22 protein-coding genes are annotated in these 21,067 nt (G+C 40.4%); 16 read left to right on the top strand and 6 right to left on the bottom strand.

Features of this window, described 5'->3' with window-relative positions:
• Position 1: 1 nt before the first annotated feature.
• The 4 genes from BHF69_RS01340 (at position 2) to BHF69_RS01355 (ending at position 4,548) form a co-directional block, all read left to right on the top strand.
• Positions 2-1,873, top strand: coding sequence for a PTS mannitol transporter subunit IICBA (locus BHF69_RS01340; RefSeq protein ID WP_075669272.1), 1,872 nt, complete (start codon positions 2-4; stop codon positions 1,871-1,873).
• A 68-nt stretch (positions 1,874-1,941) separates the two neighbouring features.
• A complete protein-coding gene (locus BHF69_RS01345) occupies positions 1,942-3,084 on the top strand; it encodes a mannitol-1-phosphate 5-dehydrogenase (RefSeq protein WP_075669273.1) in 1,143 nt (380 codons plus the stop codon).
• 100 nt (positions 3,085-3,184) lie between these two features.
• Positions 3,185-3,838, top strand: a complete 654-nt coding sequence (locus tag BHF69_RS01350; RefSeq protein WP_075669274.1) for an HAD family hydrolase — start codon at positions 3,185-3,187, stop codon at positions 3,836-3,838.
• An 80-nt stretch (positions 3,839-3,918) separates the two neighbouring features.
• Positions 3,919-4,548 carry a hypothetical protein gene (locus BHF69_RS01355; protein ID WP_075669275.1) on the top strand — a complete coding sequence of 210 codons (630 nt, stop codon included), beginning with the start codon at positions 3,919-3,921 and terminating at the stop codon, positions 4,546-4,548.
• A gap of 89 nt (positions 4,549-4,637) precedes the next feature.
• On the opposite strand, the gene BHF69_RS01360 is transcribed toward BHF69_RS01355, so the two are convergent.
• The 4 genes from BHF69_RS01360 to sfsA are packed head-to-tail and all read right to left on the bottom strand — an operon-like array spanning position 4,638 to position 7,283.
• Positions 4,638-5,468: a PHP domain-containing protein gene (locus BHF69_RS01360; protein WP_158022536.1), complete on the bottom strand. Its 831-nt coding sequence runs from the start codon at positions 5,466-5,468 to the stop codon at positions 4,638-4,640.
• Between the two features lie 14 nt (positions 5,469-5,482).
• Positions 5,483-5,842, bottom strand: a complete 360-nt coding sequence (locus BHF69_RS01365; protein WP_075669276.1) for a NusG domain II-containing protein — start codon at positions 5,840-5,842, stop codon at positions 5,483-5,485.
• A complete protein-coding gene (locus BHF69_RS01370) occupies positions 5,839-6,564 on the bottom strand; it encodes an NAD-dependent protein deacylase (protein WP_075669330.1) in 726 nt (241 codons plus the stop codon). Before BHF69_RS01370 ends, BHF69_RS01365 begins: the two co-directional genes overlap by 4 nt.
• A gap of 35 nt (positions 6,565-6,599) precedes the next feature.
• Positions 6,600-7,283 carry a DNA/RNA nuclease SfsA gene (gene sfsA / locus BHF69_RS01375; RefSeq protein ID WP_075669277.1) on the bottom strand — a complete coding sequence of 228 codons (684 nt, stop codon included), beginning with the start codon at positions 7,281-7,283 and terminating at the stop codon, positions 6,600-6,602.
• Between the two features lie 117 nt (positions 7,284-7,400).
• Between sfsA and BHF69_RS01380 the strand changes: the two genes are divergently transcribed.
• Genes BHF69_RS01380 through BHF69_RS01390 form a run of 3 tightly spaced genes read left to right on the top strand, consistent with a single transcriptional unit; the run spans position 7,401 to position 9,442 of the window.
• Complete coding sequence (locus BHF69_RS01380; RefSeq protein ID WP_075669278.1) at positions 7,401-8,156, top strand: ABC transporter ATP-binding protein; 756 nt, start codon at positions 7,401-7,403, stop codon at positions 8,154-8,156.
• The gene (locus BHF69_RS01385; RefSeq protein ID WP_075669279.1) at positions 8,131-8,928 is read left to right on the top strand and encodes an ABC transporter permease; all 798 of its coding nucleotides are present in this window, start codon (positions 8,131-8,133) and stop codon (positions 8,926-8,928) included. Before BHF69_RS01380 ends, BHF69_RS01385 begins: the two co-directional genes overlap by 26 nt.
• A 55-nt stretch (positions 8,929-8,983) precedes the next feature.
• A complete protein-coding gene (locus BHF69_RS01390; protein WP_075669280.1) occupies positions 8,984-9,442 on the top strand; it encodes a VOC family protein in 459 nt (152 codons plus the stop codon).
• Between the two features lie 72 nt (positions 9,443-9,514).
• Here BHF69_RS01390 and BHF69_RS14625 read toward each other — a convergent pair whose 3' ends face one another.
• On the bottom strand, positions 9,515-10,975 hold the full coding sequence (locus tag BHF69_RS14625; RefSeq protein ID WP_075669281.1) for a glucosaminidase domain-containing protein: 1,461 nt from the start codon (positions 10,973-10,975) through the stop codon (positions 9,515-9,517).
• Positions 10,976-11,309: 334 nt separating this feature from the next.
• Here BHF69_RS14625 and BHF69_RS01400 point away from each other — a divergent pair, with 334 nt between their 5' ends.
• The 6 genes from BHF69_RS01400 (at position 11,310) to BHF69_RS01425 (ending at position 18,160) form a co-directional block, all read left to right on the top strand.
• Positions 11,310-12,677: a citrate/2-methylcitrate synthase gene (locus BHF69_RS01400; protein ID WP_075669332.1), complete on the top strand. Its 1,368-nt coding sequence runs from the start codon at positions 11,310-11,312 to the stop codon at positions 12,675-12,677.
• On the top strand, positions 12,655-13,623 hold the full coding sequence (locus BHF69_RS01405) for an alpha/beta fold hydrolase (RefSeq protein ID WP_242946078.1): 969 nt from the start codon (positions 12,655-12,657) through the stop codon (positions 13,621-13,623). The genes BHF69_RS01400 and BHF69_RS01405 overlap by 23 nt, the downstream gene beginning before the upstream one ends.
• Positions 13,624-13,806: 183 nt before the next feature.
• Positions 13,807-16,389, top strand: a complete 2,583-nt coding sequence (gene clpB, locus BHF69_RS01410) for an ATP-dependent chaperone ClpB (RefSeq protein ID WP_075669282.1) — start codon at positions 13,807-13,809, stop codon at positions 16,387-16,389.
• 120 nt (positions 16,390-16,509) lie between these two features.
• Complete coding sequence (locus BHF69_RS01415) at positions 16,510-17,184, top strand: uracil-DNA glycosylase (RefSeq protein ID WP_075669283.1); 675 nt, start codon at positions 16,510-16,512, stop codon at positions 17,182-17,184.
• A 53-nt stretch (positions 17,185-17,237) separates the two neighbouring features.
• Positions 17,238-17,594: an arsenate reductase family protein gene (locus BHF69_RS01420; protein WP_075669284.1), complete on the top strand. Its 357-nt coding sequence runs from the start codon at positions 17,238-17,240 to the stop codon at positions 17,592-17,594.
• The gene (locus BHF69_RS01425; RefSeq protein WP_075669285.1) at positions 17,591-18,160 is read left to right on the top strand and encodes a 5-formyltetrahydrofolate cyclo-ligase; all 570 of its coding nucleotides are present in this window, start codon (positions 17,591-17,593) and stop codon (positions 18,158-18,160) included. The genes BHF69_RS01420 and BHF69_RS01425 overlap by 4 nt, the downstream gene beginning before the upstream one ends.
• Before the next feature lie 132 nt (positions 18,161-18,292).
• On the opposite strand, the gene BHF69_RS01430 is transcribed toward BHF69_RS01425, so the two are convergent.
• A complete protein-coding gene (locus BHF69_RS01430) occupies positions 18,293-18,781 on the bottom strand; it encodes a CYTH domain-containing protein (RefSeq protein ID WP_075669286.1) in 489 nt (162 codons plus the stop codon).
• 192 nt (positions 18,782-18,973) lie between these two features.
• On the opposite strand from BHF69_RS01430, the gene BHF69_RS01435 reads away from it, so the two are divergent.
• Genes BHF69_RS01435 through cobU form a run of 3 tightly spaced genes read left to right on the top strand, consistent with a single transcriptional unit; the run spans position 18,974 to position 20,957 of the window.
• Complete coding sequence (locus BHF69_RS01435; RefSeq protein WP_075669287.1) at positions 18,974-19,522, top strand: DJ-1 family glyoxalase III; 549 nt, start codon at positions 18,974-18,976, stop codon at positions 19,520-19,522.
• A gap of 47 nt (positions 19,523-19,569) precedes the next feature.
• Positions 19,570-20,373, top strand: coding sequence for a DUF1189 family protein (locus tag BHF69_RS01440; protein ID WP_075669288.1), 804 nt, complete (start codon positions 19,570-19,572; stop codon positions 20,371-20,373).
• A 29-nt stretch (positions 20,374-20,402) separates the two neighbouring features.
• The gene (gene cobU / locus BHF69_RS01445; RefSeq protein ID WP_075669289.1) at positions 20,403-20,957 is read left to right on the top strand and encodes a bifunctional adenosylcobinamide kinase/adenosylcobinamide-phosphate guanylyltransferase; all 555 of its coding nucleotides are present in this window, start codon (positions 20,403-20,405) and stop codon (positions 20,955-20,957) included.
• Positions 20,958-21,067: the final 110 nt, after the last annotated feature.

The following is a 21,067-nucleotide window of genomic DNA, read 5'->3' on the forward strand; positions in this document are numbered from 1 at the left end:
TATGAAGAACGCTGTACAAAAATTTGGTAAATTTTTAAGTGCAATGGTAATGCCAAACATCGGCGCATTTATCGCATGGGGATTCATCACTGCTTTATTTATTCCAGCTGGATGGGTTCCTAATGAAAAACTTGCATCAATTCAGCCATATATGCTGACATTCTTATTACCAACCCTGATTGCTTATACAGGTGGTAAGATGGTGGGTGGAGCCCGTGGAGGAGTTATGGGTGCCATTGCCGTAATGGGATGTATCGCAGGTGTTGGTGGATTTGATGGACAGCCTATGTTAATGGGTGCTATGGTTATGGGTCCATTTGCCGGATTCGTGATCAAGAAATTTGACCAGGCTATGGACGGACATATGCCAGCCGGATTTGAAATGTTGATCAATAACTTCTCAGTTGGTATTCTTGGTATGATCGTAGCCATTATTGGTTACTTCGTAATCGGACCATTCATGAGTGCTGTATTAGCAGTTTTAACGGCAGGTGTAAATATTCTGGTAAAAGCCAATATGCTTCCATTAACAGCAATTTTTATTGAACCTGCAAAAGTATTATTCTTAAATAATGCTATCAACCATGGTATCTTTACACCAATCGGTATTGAGCAGGCAGCTCAGACTGGTAAATCTATCATGTATATGTTAGAAGCAAACCCTGGTCCTGGACTTGGAGTACTTCTTGCATACTGGATGTTCGCAAAAGACAAAGCAACAAAGGATTCCGCACCGGGTGCAATCATCATCCACTTCTTCGGTGGTATTCATGAAATCTATTTCCCATATGTATTAATGAATCCAGTTGTTATTATCGCACCAATCGTTGGTAACATTTGTGCAATTACATTCTTCTCATTGACAAAATGTGGTTTAGTAGGCCCATCCTCTCCAGGATCCATTATCGCTTACTTATCAATGTCACCAAAACCACAGATGTTATTAACAATCATCGGTGTTGCTTTAGCAACCGTTGTATCTTTCGTAATTGCAGCTCCAATCGTTAAAATGTCTGGAGCAAAGAACTTAGAAGATGCACAGGCTGATATGGCTGCCAAGAAAGCAGAGGCAAAAGGTACAGCTGTAGCTTCTGGTGAAAAGAAAAACGCTGACGAAGTTAAGAAAATCGTATTCGCATGTGATGCAGGTATGGGATCTTCCGCAATGGGAGCAACAAAATTCCGTAATCGTATTAAAGCATTACGTCCAGACGTTACGGTTATCAATACATCTGTAGATAATATTCCTGGAGATTGTGATATCGCAGTTGTACAGGCAATCTTAGTAGACCGGGCAAAAGCATCTGCACCACAGGCTCAGATGGTTGTGATCAACAACTTCCTGGCTGACCCGGCATTAGATGCATTATATGATCAGGTTACAACTGCAAAGGCTCCAGCAGCAGAAGCAGCTCCAGCAGTGGAAGAAGCAGTAGAAGAAGCTCCAACCAATGACAAGATCATGGTAGAAGAAGGAATCAAAGTTGGATTAAAACCGGTTTCAAAAGAAGAAGCGATCACAGCAGCAGGTAAATTATTAAATGAGTTGGGATATGTAGATGAAGAATACATTCCTGCAATGATCAAACGTGAAGAAACAGCTTCTGTATATATGGGAATGGGTGTTGCGATTCCTCATGGTACTGCAGATGCAAAAAATAAAGTAAAGAAAACTGGTATTGTATTACTTCAGTATCCAGAAGGTGTTGATTTTGGTGATGAAAAAGCACAGTTGGTAATCGGTATTGCTGGTATCGGTGATGAACATCTGGCATTATTAGGTAAGATCACAGAAGTAATCGGGGATGAAAAACAGTTAAATAAATTAAAAACAACAAACAGTGTAGAAGAAGTATTAGCAATGTTTAAATAATCTAGGTTGATTTGCTTATCCCGGCTGCATCTGGCCGGGATAAGTACAAGGTATAAAGGAGTATTAGTATGAAAAAAGCAATTCAAATTGGAGCAGGTAACATTGGACGTGGTTTTATCGGTGGTTTATTATCAAATGCTGGCTATCATGTAGTATTTGCAGATGTGAATCAGCAGGTGATCGATAAGATTAATGAAGACGGAACATATACAATTCATGTTATGGATGTTGAAAGCAGCGAACAGGTTATTACAAATATCAGTGGCGTAAATTCTACAACTCCAGCTATGGTAGATGAGATTGTAGAAGCAGAAATCATCACAACAGCAGTTGGACTGGTTATTCTTCCAAGAATTGCTCCAGCAATCGCTCAGGGAATTGAAAAGAGAATGGCAGAAGGCGTAGATGCTTATCTGAATATCATTGCCTGTGAAAATGCGATCAAAGCAAGCTCACAGTTAAAAGAAGCAGTATATGGACAGCTTTCTGAAGAAGCAAAGGCATATGCTGATAAATACGTAGGATTCCCAGATTGTTCTGTGGATAGAATCGTACCTCCAGTAAGATGTGAAAATCCAATCGATGTAGTAGTAGAAGCTTACTATGAATGGAATGTAGAAGAAGCATCTTTCAAAGGAGAAATTCCTCAGATTGAAGGAATGAACCTGGCTGGTAACTTAATGGCATATATTGAAAGAAAATTATTTACATTAAATACAGGTCATTGTATTACAGCATACCTTGGATTCTTAAAAGGATATGCAACAATCGACGAAAGTATTGCTGACGAAGAAATCTTTACAGTTGTTAAGAGTGCTATGACAGAAAGCGGTATGGGCCTTGTAAAGAAACATGGTTTAGATAAGGAAGCACACTTAAAATATATTGATAAAATCATTAACCGCTTCAAAAACCCTTACTTAAAAGATGATGTGGTGCGTGTAGGAAGAGAACCATTGCGTAAATTAAGTGCTACAGACCGTTTGGCAAAACCAACATTAACAGCAGCTGGTTATGGCTTACCTGTAGATCATTTATTAGTGGGAATCGCCGCTGCACTTCATTATAAAAATGACCAGGATCCACAGAGCGTTGAACTCCAGCAGAAAGTGGAAGAACTGGGAATCAGAGGCGTATTAAAAGAAGTCTCTGGTATTGAGGATGAATCCTTGCTACAAACAATCGAAGCCAATTACTCAAAGCTGGCATAATGAACTCCTTGCATTATGCTAGTGGAAAGAAGCATCGCAAAAGCGGTGCTTTTTTCTCGTGTATAAAGAAAGCTATTGGAAAAAATGATAGGAGAGTTATATGAATAGAAAATATCAGTACATATTATTTGATCTGGATGGAACATTAACGGATTCTGGAATGGGAATTGTCAATTCTGTAGCATATTCGTTGCAGAAGAAGGGCATCGACGTGGAAGATAAGGAAGAGCTTTTGAAATTTGTAGGGCCGCCTCTCATCGAATCTTATCGCAGGTATTATGGGTATTCAATGGAAGAGGCAGTAGAGATGGTTGATATCTATCGGGAATACTATGGAACCAAAGGTCTGTATGAGAATTCTGTATATGAAGGCATGGAAGAAGTATTGAAGGTGCTAAAGGAGAGAGGAAAGGTCTTGATCATTGCCACTTCCAAACCAGAGGAGTATGCCAGACAGATTGTGGAGCATTATGGATTGTCTAAATATTTTATATATGTGGCGGGTTCTAATATGGATGAGACGAGAACCAAAAAGGCAGAAGTGATTGCGTATGCGTTGGAGTCCTGCAATATTCAAAATATGAATGAGGTGGTCATGATCGGAGACCGTAAACATGATGTTCTCGGAGCAAAAGCCATGGGAGTGGATTCCATAGGTGTCTTATATGGATATGGAAGCCGGGAAGAGTTGGAAGCAGCAGGTGCAGATAGAATCGTAGAATCTGCAGAGGATTTAATCAGAATACTGGAATAGAAATTGATAGAAATTTGACGAAAAGAAAATTCCGTTGCATAATAGAGAGTAGAAGTTAAGAAAGAAAGGACATAAGAGAAATGAGTGAATGTAAAGCATATATCGCCGTTCCGGGAAAGGATCAATATGAGCATCAGTTCGGAGGCGATGAATGGGATATGGATGCCTGCAATATATGTAAGGGAGATATCCATCAGATTATTACACTTGACTTAGAAGATCCAAGACTAGAAGATTTTCGCAATCCTACTGCAGGAAGAATTCCGATGGTCTCCTGCTTAAACTGTTCTGCCAGCTGGTGGAGACAGGGCTATGTTATCAGCAATAACCGCATCGAATGGGATTATCAGGATGTGGAAGAAGCAGATGTTATGACAGAAGAGGACAGGATACCAACACCATTGCCTGTGATTCCAGTAAAGCTGGAAGAATATAATGACAGTGATATAGAACAGTTTTGGAAGGATTTTGGAACCAAATTTTTATGTAAGGTCGGAGGCAATCCAATCTGGGCACAGGAAGAAGTAGAATTAAAATGTCCCGAGTGTGGAAAACCGATGAAATTCGTAGCAATGATCTGTGGTGAAAAGGAAGAAGGAACAGCGCATTTGATGGGAGAGGTTCCTTTTGGTTTGGGAACTTGTGTCTACTATTATGCGGTATGTACCGAATGTGGAGAAATTACGGTAGATTGTCAGGAAAAGAAATAGTTGAGAAGAAAAGAATACTCCTCTTACCTTCTGTTTGCTCAGGGATAAGAGGAGTATTTTGATGGTATTTGAAGTGGAATCCACTTTGTTTATGGTCTGGCATACGTTAACAGTTTTTTCAATCCATATTCCGGACATAGATAGCTTCCGAGAGGATGTACTGTCTTGGTATAAGGACCATGGTAATCGGTACCTCCGGTTAGGAATAGGTCATAGGCCTGTGCAATTCTTAAAATTTCTTTTTTATCGTGCTCGGTATTCCGAGGATGGTTATATTCGATTCCTTTGATGCGGCCTTCGCTGGCAAGTTGTTCTGTAATTTCCAGAGAGTCATATTCCCCGGGATGAGCAATGACTGGAACACCTCCATATCGATCAATCAGATCCAATGCCTCGTATACATCGGGATAAGGAATCGTGAAATAGCGGGAGCTTTTACTGGAAGCGTGTTCCTTGAAAAAATCTCCGATCAAAGTGTCTGTATATCCCATTTCAAAAAAAGGAAGCATCAGATGAGGATTATAGAGAGATTCACTATCTCTGGAAGCTTTTAGAAAATCCTCTACCTGTACTGAAAAATCCTTTTCCAATAATCGGGCTGTTTTTAACTTCATTTCTATCCGGATCTCAAGAGTTTTATCCAGAAAATCCTGGAAGGCAAATAAATCCCCTGGGTAATAGCATAAAATGTGGACAGCTCGTCCGGTTTTATAGTTTCTCGTGGAGAATTCCACTCCAGGAATTATCTTTAATCCTACTCTTTTTCCGTAGGTCATAGCAGTGATCAGCCCGGCGGTAGTATCGTGGTCTGTGATGGCCATATAGTCTAATCCCATGCGATTTCCTTGGTCGATTAAGTCTTTTACTGAATAATACCCATCGGAAAGGTTGGTATGGGTGTGTAGATCAGCTTTTATCATACGCGCTCTCCTTTTCATGCAACGATATCAACATCCTGTTCTTCCTCACTGGAAATCTCAACAACAACCTTGTGTGGAAGGCAGACGATGCTCTCTCCTGATTTAGAAATTGCCCTATGGCGGACACAGATCTGATCAGGACAGTCTGCTTCCTTCATAGCAACCTGTCCGTCTTTAATGACAATAGTATTTTCCCCGTTTGTAAGAGGAACCGTAAGCTCCTGATTCTCAGACAGGGGTTCATCGATGACTACTTTTTTATCAACAGTGACGATGACACGATTTCCTGTATGAGAAGAAATAGCTATGAGAAAATAGCTGACTCCTGCAAGGAAGAAAAGAACAAGAATCAGAATGATGTCTCGTTTCTTCATGCATGTACCTCAATCTGTCCCAGTACTTCTCCGATGCTATCAGAAATACAAAGCTCAGCTTGTTTATCTCTGGATGTGGCATCTCGGTTGATGACTACCAGGTGTTTTCCATGAAAATAATCGATCAGCCCAGCAGCAGGATAGACAACCAGAGAGGTTCCGCCGATGATCAGGGTGTCTGCCTGAGCGATGGCATGAACTGCGCCGGAGATAACGTCATTATCCAATCCCTCTTCGTAGAGAACCACGTCTGGCTTGATCAGACCGCCACATTCACAATATGGAACGCCTGGTGCATTTTTTACTGCTTCCACAGGATAGAACTTATGGCATTTCACACAATAGTTTCTTAGTACGCTGCCGTGAAGCTCATAGACCTTTTTGCTTCCAGCAGCCTGATGGAGACCATCAATGTTCTGAGTGATGACAGCGGATAATTTACCGGCCTGTTCCAGCTCAGCCAATTTCTGATGTGCTTTGTTTGGTTTGGCATCCAGATAGAGCATACGATCTTTATAAAAATCATAGAATTCTTCCGTTCTGTTCCAGAAAAATGTAGCGCTGACAATGGTTTCTGGTGGGTATTTATAAGTCTGGTTATATAATCCATCGGTGCTTCGAAAATCTGGAATGTTGCTTTCCGTTGACACGCCGGCACCTCCGAAAAAAACAATACGGTTGCTTTCGTCGATGATGGACTGTAGTTGTGCGATTTTATTCATATCCATAGTCGGACCTCCTTTAAAAATGATTGAATTTAAGAAAGAATTACAGGAATTTCCTGATCAATTTGCATCGTATCCGGTGTTATGATACAGTCCAGTGCTTGAATGTGAACACCAGCGGACTGTGCTTTCTGCAGAGCATCGCCAAAAGCCGGATGGGTGCGCCGGTTCGGTTCAAAATGTGTAATGCCTTTCATTTGAATGACGAAGAAAAGGTAGGCTTCGTATCCATTTTGATGACAGTGGATGAGTTCCTCTATATGCTTAATGCCGCGCTCAGTGGGGGCATCAGGAAATCTGGCAATACCATCTTCTTCTAATGTGACTCCTTTCACTTCGATAAAGGCTTTTTGCTTTCCATATTCTGCGTAAAGGTCAAATCTGGAACTTCCATATGTCTTTTCACGCTTTAAAAATGACAGTTCACGAAAAAAATTGCCATTTTGAATCCATTCTTCCACCGCCTGATTAGGTGCCTGGGAATCCATATTGATCAATCTATGCCCTTTCTCCACCGCAATTAAGGAAAATCTGGTTTTTCGTTTTGGATTGTCATGCTCCTGAACATAGACGGTGGTTCCTGGAATCAGAAGTTCCTTGCACCGGCCGGTATTCTTCACATGACAGATTTCCTCTTTTCCATCAATTTCTACATGGGCAAGAAAGCGGTTGGGACGCTTTCGAAAGATACCCTTTCGTATAGCTTCATAATACATAATGATTCTCCTGCAATTTTTGTAAAGTTTCTTTTGTCTATTGTAGCAAAGAGATTTTCTGATGTCAAAAATCTTACGTAATGCATAATCTATAGTATCAAAAAAATGGAGGATTCTATGGAAACTGCATTGTCTCTGAAAGACATTTCCTATACGTATCAGAGTTTACATGGAGAAACGAAATCCTTAGATGCCGTTTCCTTTTCTATCATGCCGGGGGAGTTTGCGGCAATCGTAGGACCAAGCGGATGTGGAAAGACCACATTGTTAAATGTGATCGCAGGTTTATTAAAAGACTATGAGGGAACTTTGACTGTACAAAAACCCATTGGATATATGTTTCAGAAAGATCAGCTGTTGGAATGGCGTTCTATCTATAAAAATGTAATTCTAGGTTTGGAAATCAAGCAGCAGATCAATGAAGAAAATCTGGCAAGAGTCAATGCCATGCTAAAAAGATACGGTCTGTATGAATTTAGAAATGCTTATCCAAGACAGCTTTCGGGAGGAATGCGGCAAAGGGCTGCACTAGTGCGTACGCTGGCTTTATCGCCAAAGCTATTGTTGCTAGATGAACCATTCTCTGCCCTGGATGCCCAGACAAGGCTTCAGGTATCCAATGATATTGGTTCGATTATAAAGCAGGAGCATATTTCCACGGTTATGGTTACCCATGACCTGCAGGAGGCAGTCAGTATGGCGGATAAGGTCTTTGTATTGAGCCACAGACCTGGCCGCATAGTGAAGGAGATGCGGATATCCTTTACCGTCGATACATTGACACCGGAAGAACGCCGGAAGGAACGGCAGTTCAATGATTACTTTCAAGAGATTTGGAGGGAGATCAATGAAGATGATGCGAACGAGTCATGAGAGGTTCGTAAGACAATATAAGCGCCAAAGATACCAGATAAAGCTATGGCAGGGTTTGCTGTTGATTTCCCTTTTATTTTTCTGGGAGATGGGAACCCGGAAAGGATGGTTAAATGGATTTATCTTCAGCAGTCCAAGCAGAATCATTGTAACCGGATATGAGATGTTAAAAGATGGATCCTTATTCTATCACATTGGAATTACACTGTTTGAGACATTGGGAAGTTTCCTGCTTATTACGGTATTGAGCCTTGTTGTGGCAATGGTCTTATGGTGGATTCCTATGCTGGCACAGATTTTGGAGCCTTTTTTTGTATTGCTCAACAGTCTTCCAAAGTCAGCACTGGCTCCGATACTTATTGTCTGGCTGGGAAACAATATGAAGACCATTATTATTACAGCTATATCCATTGCTGTGTTTGGAAGTATCATCAACCTGCATACCGGATTTATGGAAATCAGTGAAGAACAGTTAAAGCTGATACGCATTTTGGGAGGAAATAAGACACATTGTCTTCGATATATCATCATTCCTGGCAGCATTCCATTGATTATCAGTACCATGAAGGTCAATATCGGGTTGTCGCTGGTGGGAGTTATTATTGGAGAATTTTTGGCAGCAAAGGCCGGATTAGGATATCTGATCATCTATGGAAGTCAGGTATTTAAGCTTGACTGGGTAATGTTAAGTATTTTGGTGCTGTGTATCATTGCAATGGCATTGTTTGGAGTGATCAGCACTCTGGAAAAGAGAGTTGGGAAATACCTGTAAAAAACAAAGTTTCTATGATAAAATGAAGATACCAGAGAGGAGGGAACAGACACAGATGAAATTAAAGAATATTTTAATTGTGGTAAGTGATATAGAGTGCTCAAAGAAATTTTATAAAGATTTATTTGGGCTGGAAGTGGTAAGTGACTTTGGGGAAAATGTAGTGTTAACGGAAGGTCTGGTCCTGCAGGAGAAGAAGTTGTGGGAGACCTTTATTGATAGAAAAGCAGTTATGGGTGGCAATGATGCTGAGCTTTATTTTGAAGAAGATCATATGGATTCCTTCATCGAAAAACTGGAGAAGAGCTCTTATGAGATCACGTATATCCATCGATGTATGGAGCATGACTGGGGACAGAGAGTTATCCGCATATATGATCTGGATGGGCATGTGATTGAAATCGGGGAATCTTTAGAGTATGTGGCCAAAAGATTTTTAGAAGAGGGAATGGGACTGGAGGAAACGGCACGAAAGACCCAGCTTCCATTATCTCAGATTGAAGAAATGATATAACTTAGAGGGAGATAAAAATAAGCCTCTCAAGGCGGAAGAAGAATCCAGACTTGAGAGGCTGTTTTTCTGATTTTATTTTACATCATAATCTGTAAGATCATATTTTTCAATAATGTTGCAAAGGGAAGAAACGTAGTCAGGGTCTGTTGCATAACCACCGTTCTTGATAATGGTCAGCTGCTTTTTGTAGCTGGTAGTATCGGCAAGGCCTGCGTAACGCTTTTTGCTTCCGTTTTTCGCTCCTAAAAGGTAAGCAGAATGGTCAGCAATGGAGCTGTTTACACCGTTGTATTTTCTAAATTCTGCAGTAATGTAGTATTTAGAACCATCAGAGCGATATTCTGCTGTTTTCTTTTTGTATACGCTGCCGGTCCATACGCTTCCAGACCAGGTATTGCCGGAAAGGCTTTTCTTCATACCGAACATATTGTTGGCGTTCTTTGCCAGTTCGGATTTGCCCCAGCCGCTCTCTAAGATGGCCTGAGCAATCGTAACAGAAGCTAAAACACCGCTTGTCTTGTAGTTTTTCTGAGCAATTGGTCCAATTGTCTTAATAAACTCGCTGGTAGACATATCGGAGAAAGCAGATGCCTGTAGGGGAGCCTTAGAGGTCAGACAGGATGTCTTTAAATAACGATAAGAACCATCGTATTTAATCTTTGTATAGTCACCGCTCTTACCATAACAGAGAACTTTGGTACCAAGTTTATAATATCCAACACCTTCAGAATCGGAAGATGCAGATTTGCGAATCTTTAAGGAATTAATGTTAACATAGCGGTAGTATACCTGTTCTGTATTCAGATAAGAGGTTCCGCAGTAACGATAGTTTCCATTATATTTTACTTTCGTAAAGTTGCCGGATGTTCCATAGCAGCTTACCTTTGTATTACGACTGTAGTGTCCGACCACATCGGAAGAGGATGAGGCAGACTTGCGGATAGCCAGAGAGTTTGCCGTAGTATAACGGGTATAGGCTGTACTGTCCGTGTTATCCGTTGCACTAGAAGAATTAGTTGTTTTCTTTAAAGTAATATTTGGTACTGAGCTGTCATAGGTATAAGAAATATTAAAATAATTGCTGGTCGTCTTTGCTGGAATCATCAATACAGAAGTGTCTGTATTCTTATATGTAACAAAGCATGGAGCAACGCCTATGCTTTTCTTCGTGCCATTTACATAAGCGTATGTTTCATTGACGTAATACTTTACAGTAGTATTAGAATCCTTTAAAGTAAGGACTCCGCTGTCAGAATTATAGGACTTTGACAGTTTTGGTCCATTGGTAACATAGGTCTGATAATATGGTACCATTACATATCCATCTAAAAGCAATGCAGGTGTGTCCTGCAAAGAATAAGAACTTCCATTATAAGAGACCTTGGTGATCTGTTTTCCGGTATAGCTTACGGCTTGTCCAGCTCGTACAATTGATAGAGTTGCAGCTGATACAGGAGCTGTAATATGTACGGTTAATGTCAGGCAGATTGCCAATGACAAAATTAAAGATGTGCATTTTTTCAATAGTTTCATAAAAGTCCTCGCTTTCTAAAAATAATTTCTATTCCTTAATACTTGTGTCTTTTTATCTGTAGGTTAACATCTCTACAATTATACAATTATTTAAAGAAAATTACAAGATTTTTTCATACTTTTGTAATATTTTTGGGGAAATTTTCTTTTGTTTTTGAAGTGCAGGACTGATTGACAAAAAAAGCTTTATCTGTTATAATATCAAAACGCATATACTATGTAGAGGAAGGTCAGCGGACCTTCATTTTTTTGATGGTCTATGAAGGATTTTGTTTTCAATCCTTCAAAAAGCTTGGATATGATATTACGCTATAATAGAAAGGAAGAAACAGTCATGGTAAAAGAAATGCCAAATAAATTTTCAGAGGTCACACCGGAGATTTTAAAGTTATCTGAAAAATGTTCCAGAGGAATTGATCCTGCATTATTCAAACGATATGCAGTAAAGCGTGGACTTCGTGAGGATACTGGAGAAGGGGTTTTAGTCGGATTGACTGAAATCTCAAAAGTAGTGTCTTATGTTATTGAAGATAGAGCAATGATTCCATGTGATGGTAGATTGTATTATCGTGGGATTAATATAGAAGATTTGGTCAATGGGTTTATTAATGAAAACCGATTTGGATTTGAGGAAATTACATATTTATTATTATTTGGAGAACTTCCGAATAAACAGGAATTGGCCCAATTAAATGATTTGTTATCTGAATATCGTCAGCTTCCGACAAACTTTGTAAGGGATATTATTATGAAAGCTCCTAGCAGAGATATGATGAATACACTTGCAAGAAGTGTGCTGACATTATTCTCTTATGATGATTATGCAAGCGATACTTCTGTTCCGAATGTACTTCGTCAAAGTCTGCAGTTGATTGCTTTGTTCCCGGTACTGGCTATTTACGGATATCAGGCATATGCACATTATCATGATGGAAAGAGTCTGTTCATTCATAAACCACAGGCACATTTATCTACTGCTGAGAATATTTTGTATTTATTAAGACCAGATAATAAATATACAGAGTTAGAAGCAAAGATTTTAGACCTTTGTCTGGTTCTGCATGCAGAGCATGGTGGTGGTAACAACTCAACCTTTACGACTCATGTAGTTACTTCTTCTGGAACGGATACCTATTCTACAGTTGCAGCAGCACTGGCATCCTTACGTGGGCCAAAGCATGGTGGTGCTAATATTAAAGTCATTCAAATGTTAGATGATATTAAGGAACATATCCATGATTGGAAAGATGAAGAAGAGATTCGTGATTATTTAAATAAAATTTTGAATAAAGAAGCATTTGATGGTGCAGGATTAGTCTATGGAATGGGGCATGCGATTTATTCTATTTCTGACCCTCGTGCGAAGGCATTAGAAGGCTTTGTTCAGAAGCTGGCTGAAGAGAAAGGACTTCAGGAGGAATATGAACTGTATTCATTGATTGAAAGAATTGCACCAGAGGAAATCAAAAAGAAAAGACAGTCTGCTAGAGAAGTCAGTGCTAACGTGGACTTTTACAGTGGATTTGTATATCGTATGCTGGGTCTTCCAGAGCAACTTTATACGCCAATTTTTGCCATTGCAAGAATTTCAGGCTGGAGTGCACATCGTCTGGAGGAATTAGTAAGTGGCGGTAAGATCATTCGTCCGGCATATGCCAACGTAGCTCAGGCGAAGGAGTATGTACCGATTAACCAGAGATAGAAAAGAAGGTGTATTTATGGGTATGAAGGTGCAGCGGTATGAATTAACATCACATATGGATGGATTGGGAATCCAGATGTGTCTGGGGTTACCAAAGACAGAACCGATTGGAATCGTACAGCTGGTCCATGGGATGGCGGAGCACAAAGAACGCTATCTGGAGATGATGGAGCATTTGTGTGATGCAGGATACGTATGCATCATACATGATCACAGAGGACATGGCGAAAGCGTGCGTTCCGAAGAGGATTATGGATACTTTTATGAGGATGGAAAAGAGGCTCTGATCCAGGATACCCATCAGATAACTTTATGGATCAAAGAGCGTTATCCGGAGCTTCCGCTCTACCTCTTTGGACACAGCATGGGATCTTTGGTCGTACGCTCTTATACGAAGAAATACGATAATGAGATTCAGGGGCTTATCGTATGCGGATGTCCAGGTGATAATCCGGGAGTAGGCATGGCCATATTGCTTTCTAAGATATTGATTAAGATCAAAGGGGAGCGTAGAAAAGGAAATCTCTTTGAGAAAATGGCATTTGGAGCCTATAATCGTGGTTTTGAGAATGTTACCTCTCCAAATGGTTGGATTTCTGCAAACAAGGACAATGTAAGAGAATATGATAAGGATCCTAAGTGTGGATTTATTTTTACTCTCAATGGATTTTTGAATTTGTTCTTATTGGTAAAGGAAACTTATAGCACAAAGGGTTGGACAATGAAGAACCCAAAGCTTCCTGTCTTTTTCTTATCTGGAGCAGAGGATCCATGTATGAACAGCAGGGAAGCATTTGAGGATGCAGTGCGTTTTATGCGGGAAGTGGGGTATAAAAATACCAAAGCAAAGCTGTATCCTGGGATGAGACATGAGATCTTTCATGAAGATGGAAAAGAGCAGGTGTTTCAGGACATTCTTACATTATTAAAAAGGTGGCAGTCATAAAAAGAATAATCAGTAAGGCATACATTGGAAACGGTGTATGCTTTTTTCATGGAATAGGAAATTTCTTTTAAGAAAATAGATATTTTTCAAAAAAATTAGCACTCAATGCTTGACAGTGCTAATAATAAGTGTTATATTACGACTAGAACAGAACAATAGCTTGCTTGAAAAGGAGGAGTGGCTATGAATATTAATAAATTTACGACAAAATCAATGGAGACAATTCAAAAGTGTGAAAAACTGGCGTATGAGTATGGAAATCAGGAAATCACACAGGAACATTTTTTATACAGTATTTTAACCATCGATGACAGTCTGATCTTAAAGCTTCTGGATAAGATGGGGATTAATAAAGAGGCATTTTTATCTCAGGTTCAGCAGATGCTTGGCAAGTGTCCAAAGGTCTCTGGAGGTCAGGTTTATATCAGCAATGATCTGAATAAAGTATTGATCAGCGCTGAAGATGAAATGAAGGCCATGGGAGACGAATATGTATCTGTGGAACATTTATTCTTAAGCTTATTAAAGCATCCAAGTAAATCTGTCAAGGAGTTATTAAGGGGTTATGGAATCACAAGAGAAAGATTCTTAACGGCACTTCAGGAGGTGCGGGGCAATCAAAAAGTGACCAGCGATAATCCGGAAGCTACGTATGAAACCCTGGAGAAGTACGGATATGATCTGGTAGAGCGTGCCAGAGAGCAGAAGTTAGATCCAGTAATCGGAAGAGATCAGGAGATTCGTAATGTAGTTCGGATTCTTTCTCGTAAGTCTAAGAATAATCCGGTATTGATCGGAGAACCTGGTGTTGGTAAGACAGCAGTTGTAGAAGGACTTGCGCAGAGAATTGTTCGTGGGGATGTTCCGGAACAGTTAAAGGACAAGAAGATTTTCGCTTTGGATATGGGATCTCTGGTAGCAGGAGCAAAATACAGAGGTGAATTTGAAGAACGATTAAAAGCAGTCTTGGAAGAAGTAAAGCAAAGTGACGGTCAGATCATTCTGTTTATCGATGAGCTTCATACCATTGTAGGTGCAGGAAAGACAGAAGGAGCCATGGATGCAGGCAATATGTTAAAGCCAATGCTTGCCAGAGGAGAGCTGCACTGTATCGGTGCTACAACGTTGGATGAATACCGCATGTATATCGAAAAAGACCAGGCTCTTGAGAGACGTTTTCAGCCGGTTACGGTGGATGAGCCTACAGTAGAAGATACGATTTCCATCTTACGTGGAATTAAGGAACGTTATGAAGTATACCATGGAGTTAAGATTACGGATAGTTCTTTAGTGGCTGCAGCAACCCTGTCCAATCGATATATTTCAGACCGATTCCTGCCGGATAAGGCCATTGACCTGGTGGATGAAGCCTGTGCCATGATCAAAACAGAGATGAACTCTCTGCCAGCAGAACTGGATGAAATTCAGAGAAAGATTATGCAGTTAGAGATCGAAGAAGCTGCATTGAAGAAAGAGGACGATAAATTAAGCAAGGATCGTCTGGAAAATATCCAGAAAGAATTGGCGGAGATGAAGGATGACTTTAATTCCCGTATGGCTACCTGGAATAATGAGAAGGCTTCTGTAGAAAAAGTACAGAAGTTAAGAGAAGAAATCGAATCTATCAATAGCGAAATTCAGATTGCACAGCGAAATTATGATCTCAATAAAGCTGCAGAACTTCAATATGGAAAGCTGCCAGAGCTTAAGAGACAGCTGGAACTGGAAGAAGAGAAGGTCAAGAAGGAAGACCGATCTATGGTAAGAGAACGGGTAACGGAAGAAGAGATTGCCAAGATCATTTCCCGTTGGACAGGAATTCCGGTTGCCAAGTTAACAGAAAGTGAGAGAAATAAGGTTCTTCACCTGGATCAGGTGCTTCATCAGAGAGTCATTGGACAGGATGAAGGGGTAGACCTGGTAACAGAGGCTATCATCCGTTCAAAAGCAGGAATTAAGGATCCAAGCAAACCAATTGGCTCCTTCTTATTCCTTGGACCTACCGGAGTTGGTAAGACAGAATTAGCGAAAGCCCTGGCAGAAAGCTTGTTTGACAATGAGAATAACATTGTCAGATTGGATATGAGTGAATATATGGAGAAATATTCCGTATCCAGATTGATCGGAGCTCCTCCAGGATATGTTGGATACGAAGAAGGTGGACAGCTGACAGAAGCAGTTCGAAGAAAACCATATTCCGTTGTTCTTTTCGATGAAATTGAAAAGGCACACCCAGATGTATTCAACGTATTATTACAGGTATTGGATGATGGAAGAGTTACCGATTCTCAGGGCAAGACGGTAGATTTTAAGAATACCATCATTATTATGACATCTAATATTGGATCTTCTTATTTATTAGATGGAATCAATGAAAGTGGAGAAATCAGCGAAGAGGCCAGAAGTATGGTTATGAATGATCTGAGAAATCATTTCCGTCCAGAATTCTTAAATCGTCTGGATGAGACCATTATGTTCAAGCCATTGACAAAGGAAAATATTACAAGTATCATCGACCTGCTTGTAAAAGATTTAAATCGCAGACTGGAAGATAAGGAATTAGCTGTAGAATTGACACAGGCAGCCAAGGAATATGTGGCTGATCATGGATATGAACCAATGTATGGTGCGAGACCATTAAAGCGTTATCTACAGAAAAATGTGGAAACACTGGCAGCACGTTTGATCTTAGGAGACGGTGTGCGTGCTGAGGATACTATCCTGATTGATGTTGAAAATGGAGCGTTAACGGCCAGATGTAAATAATCATAAGGAAGACCCAATTACCGATTCATGTGTAATTGGGTCTTTCTCTGTGTTATAATAAGAAAAATAAGAATCTGCTCCTCATGGAGTGTGAAAAATATAGAAAAAGGAGGAGATACTATGCCACCGATCAGCAACGATTGGGCCAAGTATTTAAAACCGGAATATGGAAAGCCTTATTATAAAGAATTGTATTTGAAGATCAATGAGGAATATCGTACGCATAAGATTTTTCCGCCGGCAGAGGATATCTTCAATGCATTTCATCTGACACCGCTTCATAATGTGAAGGCAGTGATTCTGGGACAGGATCCTTATCATAACGATGGACAGGCACATGGACTTTGTTTTTCCGTCAAGCCGCCGGTAGATCCACCACCGTCTCTGGTGAATATCTATCAGGAGCTTCATGATGATCTGGGATGCTATATACCGAATAATGGGTATTTAACAAAATGGGCTGAGCAGGGAGTGCTTATGCTAAATACTGTTTTGACAGTGCGGGCCCATCAGGCCAATTCTCATCGGGGAATCGGGTGGGAAGAATTTACAGATGCGGCCATTCGTATTTTAAATGAACAAGATCGTCCGATCGTATTTATTTTGTGGGGACGTCCTGCTCAGATGAAGGAGAAGATGTTAAATAATCCAAATCATTTGATTTTAAAGGCACCGCATCCAAGTCCATTGTCTGCATATCGTGGATTTTTTGGAAGTAAGCCATTTAGCAAGACCAATCAGTTTTTGGAGGAGCATGGCATAGAACCGATTGACTGGCAGATTGAGAATATTTGATAGAAAGGACGTTTGCCGCAGTAAGAAAAAAATGATTTTGAAAGGAAAGAAATATGAGTGTTTTATTTGTAGAATATCCAAAATGCAGTACATGCAAAAAAGCAAAGAAATGGTTGCAGGACCATTCGGTAGAATTTGAAGATCGTCATATTGTAGAGGAGAATCCAACCCAAGAGGAGTTAAAGGAATGGCATAAGAAAAGCGGTTTGCCATTGAAGCGCTTTTTTAATACCAGCGGGATGATTTATCGTCAGGAGGGATTGAAGGATAAGCTTCCAACGATGTCAGAAGAGGAGCAGTATGCATTGCTTGCAACCAATGGGATGTTGGTAAAGCGACCATTGATCATTGGTGAGGATTTTGTACTGGTAGGATTTAAAGAAGCAGACTGGAGTGAGGTCTTGTTATGAGCCTGTTGGAGGATAAGAAGGCACTGAGGATGGAAACTGTGCAAAAGCTTGCAGGCTATTCCATGGAATGGATCCGGGAAGAGAGCAGAAAGATTGAAAGACGTGTTCTTGCCAGTGAGAAGTATAAACAGGCAGAAGTGATCTTTTGTTATGTCAGTTTTGGAAAAGAAGTTCAGACACAGAAAATACTTGCAGATGCCTTAATGTCTGGGAAGAAGGTGGGAGTGCCACTTTGCATGTCCAAAGGTATCATGGAAGTTCGCAGGATTGATTCCTTGGATGATCTGCATCCAGGAGCTTATGGGATTTTGGAACCAAAGCTGGATACAGAGGTGATAAAAAAGGAAGAAATTCAATATGGAATCATTCCCTGTGTGACCTGTGACCACCGGGGAAACCGGATGGGACATGGAGCAGGATATTATGACAGATATCTGGAAAACTCAAAAATCTGGAAAACTATATTGTGTTTTAATGAGATTATGGCTGAGGAAGTTCCGGTCAGTGAATTGGATGTCACAATGGATCAGGTGATGACGCAGACGGAAAGTATCATTTTGTCGTGAGAAATAAGATGTGTGTTTTGCCAGGTTCCCTGGGGAGGACTTGAATAAAACCCAGCGTAACCAACAGGCTGTTTCTTTTGAACAGTAACTGGAAGTTTACGCTGGGTTTTTCTTTTGTGTTAGTATGATTTATTAAGCGAATAAGATTTCTTTTAGCAAAGTAATCCGTTCGTTTTCAGACATCATACATAAATTGCTGTTTTGGAATCTGGCATCCTGAGTAACATCGTTGGAAAGCCACATTGGTGCCATAAAATGATCGGCAGTATCTCGGTCTGGGAATTCTACCTCTGCAATGATCAGACCGTCGAATCCATGTTGAAAAACATCGATTTCTGCAGTGAGTCCAGAATCTAACGGAAGATAGTAGCGAATCTTTGAGATGATGTTGCCATCACATTTTTTTAGCAGGTGATGATAACTTGCTTCTGTCAGAGGGACTTCTAATTCTTCCCGTTCCATTAACCCTGCAGATTTATATGTAAGGATATAGTTATCGTCCTTTTTTCGAATACGAATCACTGGTTCCGTACAAAGATAGGCCTGTTGGATTTTAGAACAGGGATAGTCGGACAGGGAATGGGGAGGTCGCTTTAATAAATATTTGCGTTCAATTTCCATTATTCTACTCCTCTCTGGCTGGTAGGGATGAACCCGCTTGCCAAAAGTAAATCATATGAAGTATAATATAACTTAGGCAAGAAAGATGTCAAGTAATTCTTGCGTTCTATGCATGAAGAGAACTGGTGATCCGTTTGCACGAGCACCAGTAGAAATGTATAAGAGGAATAGAAGGAACAGGAGGCAGATGGAATGAAAGTTTTGGTTTTTTTAGCAGATGGATTTGAAGAGATTGAAGGTCTTACAGTCGTTGATTTGTTAAGACGTGCAGATATTGACGTGACAACTGTGTCTATTAAGGAAGAGAGACAGATCATGGGAGCCCATAAGATTCCGGTCATTGCAGATACCGTATTTGAACAGATCAAGGATGAAAAGGCCGACATGGTAGTACTTCCGGGAGGTATGCCGGGAACTTTAAATCTAAAGGCACATAAGGGCGTAGAATCTATGGTTTTAAATAACCATGAAGAAGGAAGGTATATCGCAGCTATTTGTGCGGCACCGAGCATCTTTGTAGAACTGGGGCTGTTAGATGGTAAGACAGCGACCAGTTACCCAAGTTTCGAAGAGGCATTGAGCAAGAGTAATTATGTATATGATGAAGTGGCAGTGGATGGCAAGATCATCACCAGCAGAGGACTTGGGACAGCCATTGCTTTTTCTGCCAAGCTGATCGAAGTCTTGAAAGATAAAAAGACTGCAGACGAGGTACTGGAGAGCATTGTATATCAGGGATAGGATGCCATTCCACCTCAAGATGGACTTGAATAGGAGAAAGATGATTTATGGAACAAAAGGAAAGAATTGGTTTTTGCAGGATGTTTCAGACTGCAGTGATGAGACCAAAGGATTATAAGAGCATGGTGCAGGTTCGCAAAAGAACCATTCTCTTTTTTATCATGGTGATCACATTTTTGACGATGTTTCTGGGATCGGTTTTTCCAATCCTGGGATTTGGCGTAAGCATAGGAGGGCCAAAGCATTTTATTATGGAGACACTTCCCGATTTCCAATACAAGGATGGAGAATTTCAGATTGATCAGAGAATCGAGATCAACAATGATCAACTCAGGATTGTAGCGGACGATGATGTGGATCGATTTAAGGCAGAGGATTTTGAAGATGATACTCTGGTAGAAGTTCTGATCAGTAAGCATAATATGCGCATGAAGAATGCGGCAGTGGGTCAGAACGTGGAAATCGACTTTGCAGATCTGGGGAAGGGCACTTTTGATAATCAGGATCTGTTGGCAATGATGCCTTTGTTCTACACAGGAATTGCTATAGGACTTGTGATCGTGTATGTCTATGCAGCGATTGGATATGCGTTCGGAAGCTTTGTCTTTGCGGTTTGCGGTAAAAGCATGGGACGGATGATGGGAAAAGAACTTCCGTTTCGACAGATGTTCGTATATGCGGTTATGGCGAAGGCGACTACAAGCATTTTGGATAGCATGGGAAAAGCTGCAGATATCGGATTTTTCAGTTCTATGACATGGATTTTTGTAGAATTTGGGATTATCTTAGTATATTTATACATGGGCATCAGAGAATCAGAAGGAAGCGGCCGAACAGACAGTGCAAGATAAAAGAATGTATCAATTAAAGAGGTGATAGTATGGGACGATTGATTCTTGTGACAGGAGGAAGCAGAAGTGGAAAAAGTCAGCTGGCAGAACAAAAGGCTACCATATTAGGAGGCGATGATGTTCTGTATATGGCGACGGGAATTGCTACGGATGATGATATGGAAGAGAGGATTCGTCTTCATAAGATGCGTAGGAATCCAAACTGGGGTACCTTTGAAGGTTACCGAGATTTAGCGTCTGAAGTATCGGAAACTTCATATGGGACGATACTATTAGATTGCATCACTGTATTGATCACGAATTTTCTGATGGAAGAAGATCGGGATTACGAGGAGCTTTCGAAAGCAGAAATCGCTTATATGGAAGAAGACATTATAAATGAGATACAATCATTGATTCACGCAGTAAAGGAGCAGAATAAGAATCTGATCATTGTAACCAATGAGGTGGGGATGTGTGTAGTATCCCCTTACCGCATGGGAAGAATATTTTCAGATATTACTGGTAAAGTGAACCAGATTCTTGGAAGTGTATGCGATGAGGTTCATTTGAGCATATCCGGAATTCCACTGCAGATCAAATAAGAGAACAGGGAATGCATCTGGTTTTGGAGGCATTCCCTGTTCTCTTTATATAGGGAAATTAAGAAATTTGTCAGAATTCAATTGACTTTCTAGAAAGATTCTTTTGCTAC

The organism is Anaerostipes sp. 992a (genome assembly GCF_001940245.1).
Classification (GTDB): Bacteria; Bacillota; Clostridia; order Lachnospirales; family Lachnospiraceae; genus Fimousia.

Excerpts from the sequence above, each read along its gene's own strand:
- BHF69_RS01360 (WP_158022536.1), bottom strand. The coding sequence starts at position 5,468 with ATGATAAAAGCTGATCTACACACCCATACCAACCTTTCCGATGGGTAT.
- BHF69_RS01405 (WP_242946078.1), top strand. The coding sequence starts at position 12,655 with ATGTACCGATTAACCAGAGATAGAAAAGAAGGTGTATTTATGGGTATG.
- sfsA (WP_075669277.1), bottom strand. The coding sequence starts at position 7,283 with ATGTATTATGAAGCTATACGAAAGGGTATCTTTCGAAAGCGTCCCAAC.
- BHF69_RS01345 (WP_075669273.1), top strand. The coding sequence starts at position 1,942 with ATGAAAAAAGCAATTCAAATTGGAGCAGGTAACATTGGACGTGGTTTT.
- BHF69_RS01390 (WP_075669280.1), top strand. The coding sequence starts at position 8,984 with ATGAAATTAAAGAATATTTTAATTGTGGTAAGTGATATAGAGTGCTCA.
- cobU (WP_075669289.1), top strand. The coding sequence starts at position 20,403 with ATGGGACGATTGATTCTTGTGACAGGAGGAAGCAGAAGTGGAAAAAGT.
- BHF69_RS01420 (WP_075669284.1), top strand. The coding sequence starts at position 17,238 with ATGAGTGTTTTATTTGTAGAATATCCAAAATGCAGTACATGCAAAAAA.
- BHF69_RS01440 (WP_075669288.1), top strand. The coding sequence starts at position 19,570 with ATGGAACAAAAGGAAAGAATTGGTTTTTGCAGGATGTTTCAGACTGCA.
- BHF69_RS14625 (WP_075669281.1), bottom strand. The coding sequence starts at position 10,975 with ATGAAACTATTGAAAAAATGCACATCTTTAATTTTGTCATTGGCAATC.
- BHF69_RS01355 (WP_075669275.1), top strand. The coding sequence starts at position 3,919 with ATGAGTGAATGTAAAGCATATATCGCCGTTCCGGGAAAGGATCAATAT.
- BHF69_RS01425 (WP_075669285.1), top strand. The coding sequence starts at position 17,591 with ATGAGCCTGTTGGAGGATAAGAAGGCACTGAGGATGGAAACTGTGCAA.
- BHF69_RS01380 (WP_075669278.1), top strand. The coding sequence starts at position 7,401 with ATGGAAACTGCATTGTCTCTGAAAGACATTTCCTATACGTATCAGAGT.
- clpB (WP_075669282.1), top strand. The coding sequence starts at position 13,807 with ATGAATATTAATAAATTTACGACAAAATCAATGGAGACAATTCAAAAG.
- BHF69_RS01340 (WP_075669272.1), top strand. The coding sequence starts at position 2 with ATGAAGAACGCTGTACAAAAATTTGGTAAATTTTTAAGTGCAATGGTA.
- BHF69_RS01365 (WP_075669276.1), bottom strand. The coding sequence starts at position 5,842 with ATGAAGAAACGAGACATCATTCTGATTCTTGTTCTTTTCTTCCTTGCA.
- BHF69_RS01430 (WP_075669286.1), bottom strand. The coding sequence starts at position 18,781 with ATGGAAATTGAACGCAAATATTTATTAAAGCGACCTCCCCATTCCCTG.
- BHF69_RS01350 (WP_075669274.1), top strand. The coding sequence starts at position 3,185 with ATGAATAGAAAATATCAGTACATATTATTTGATCTGGATGGAACATTA.
- BHF69_RS01415 (WP_075669283.1), top strand. The coding sequence starts at position 16,510 with ATGCCACCGATCAGCAACGATTGGGCCAAGTATTTAAAACCGGAATAT.
- BHF69_RS01370 (WP_075669330.1), bottom strand. The coding sequence starts at position 6,564 with ATGAATAAAATCGCACAACTACAGTCCATCATCGACGAAAGCAACCGT.
- BHF69_RS01400 (WP_075669332.1), top strand. The coding sequence starts at position 11,310 with ATGGTAAAAGAAATGCCAAATAAATTTTCAGAGGTCACACCGGAGATT.
- BHF69_RS01435 (WP_075669287.1), top strand. The coding sequence starts at position 18,974 with ATGAAAGTTTTGGTTTTTTTAGCAGATGGATTTGAAGAGATTGAAGGT.
- BHF69_RS01385 (WP_075669279.1), top strand. The coding sequence starts at position 8,131 with ATGAAGATGATGCGAACGAGTCATGAGAGGTTCGTAAGACAATATAAG.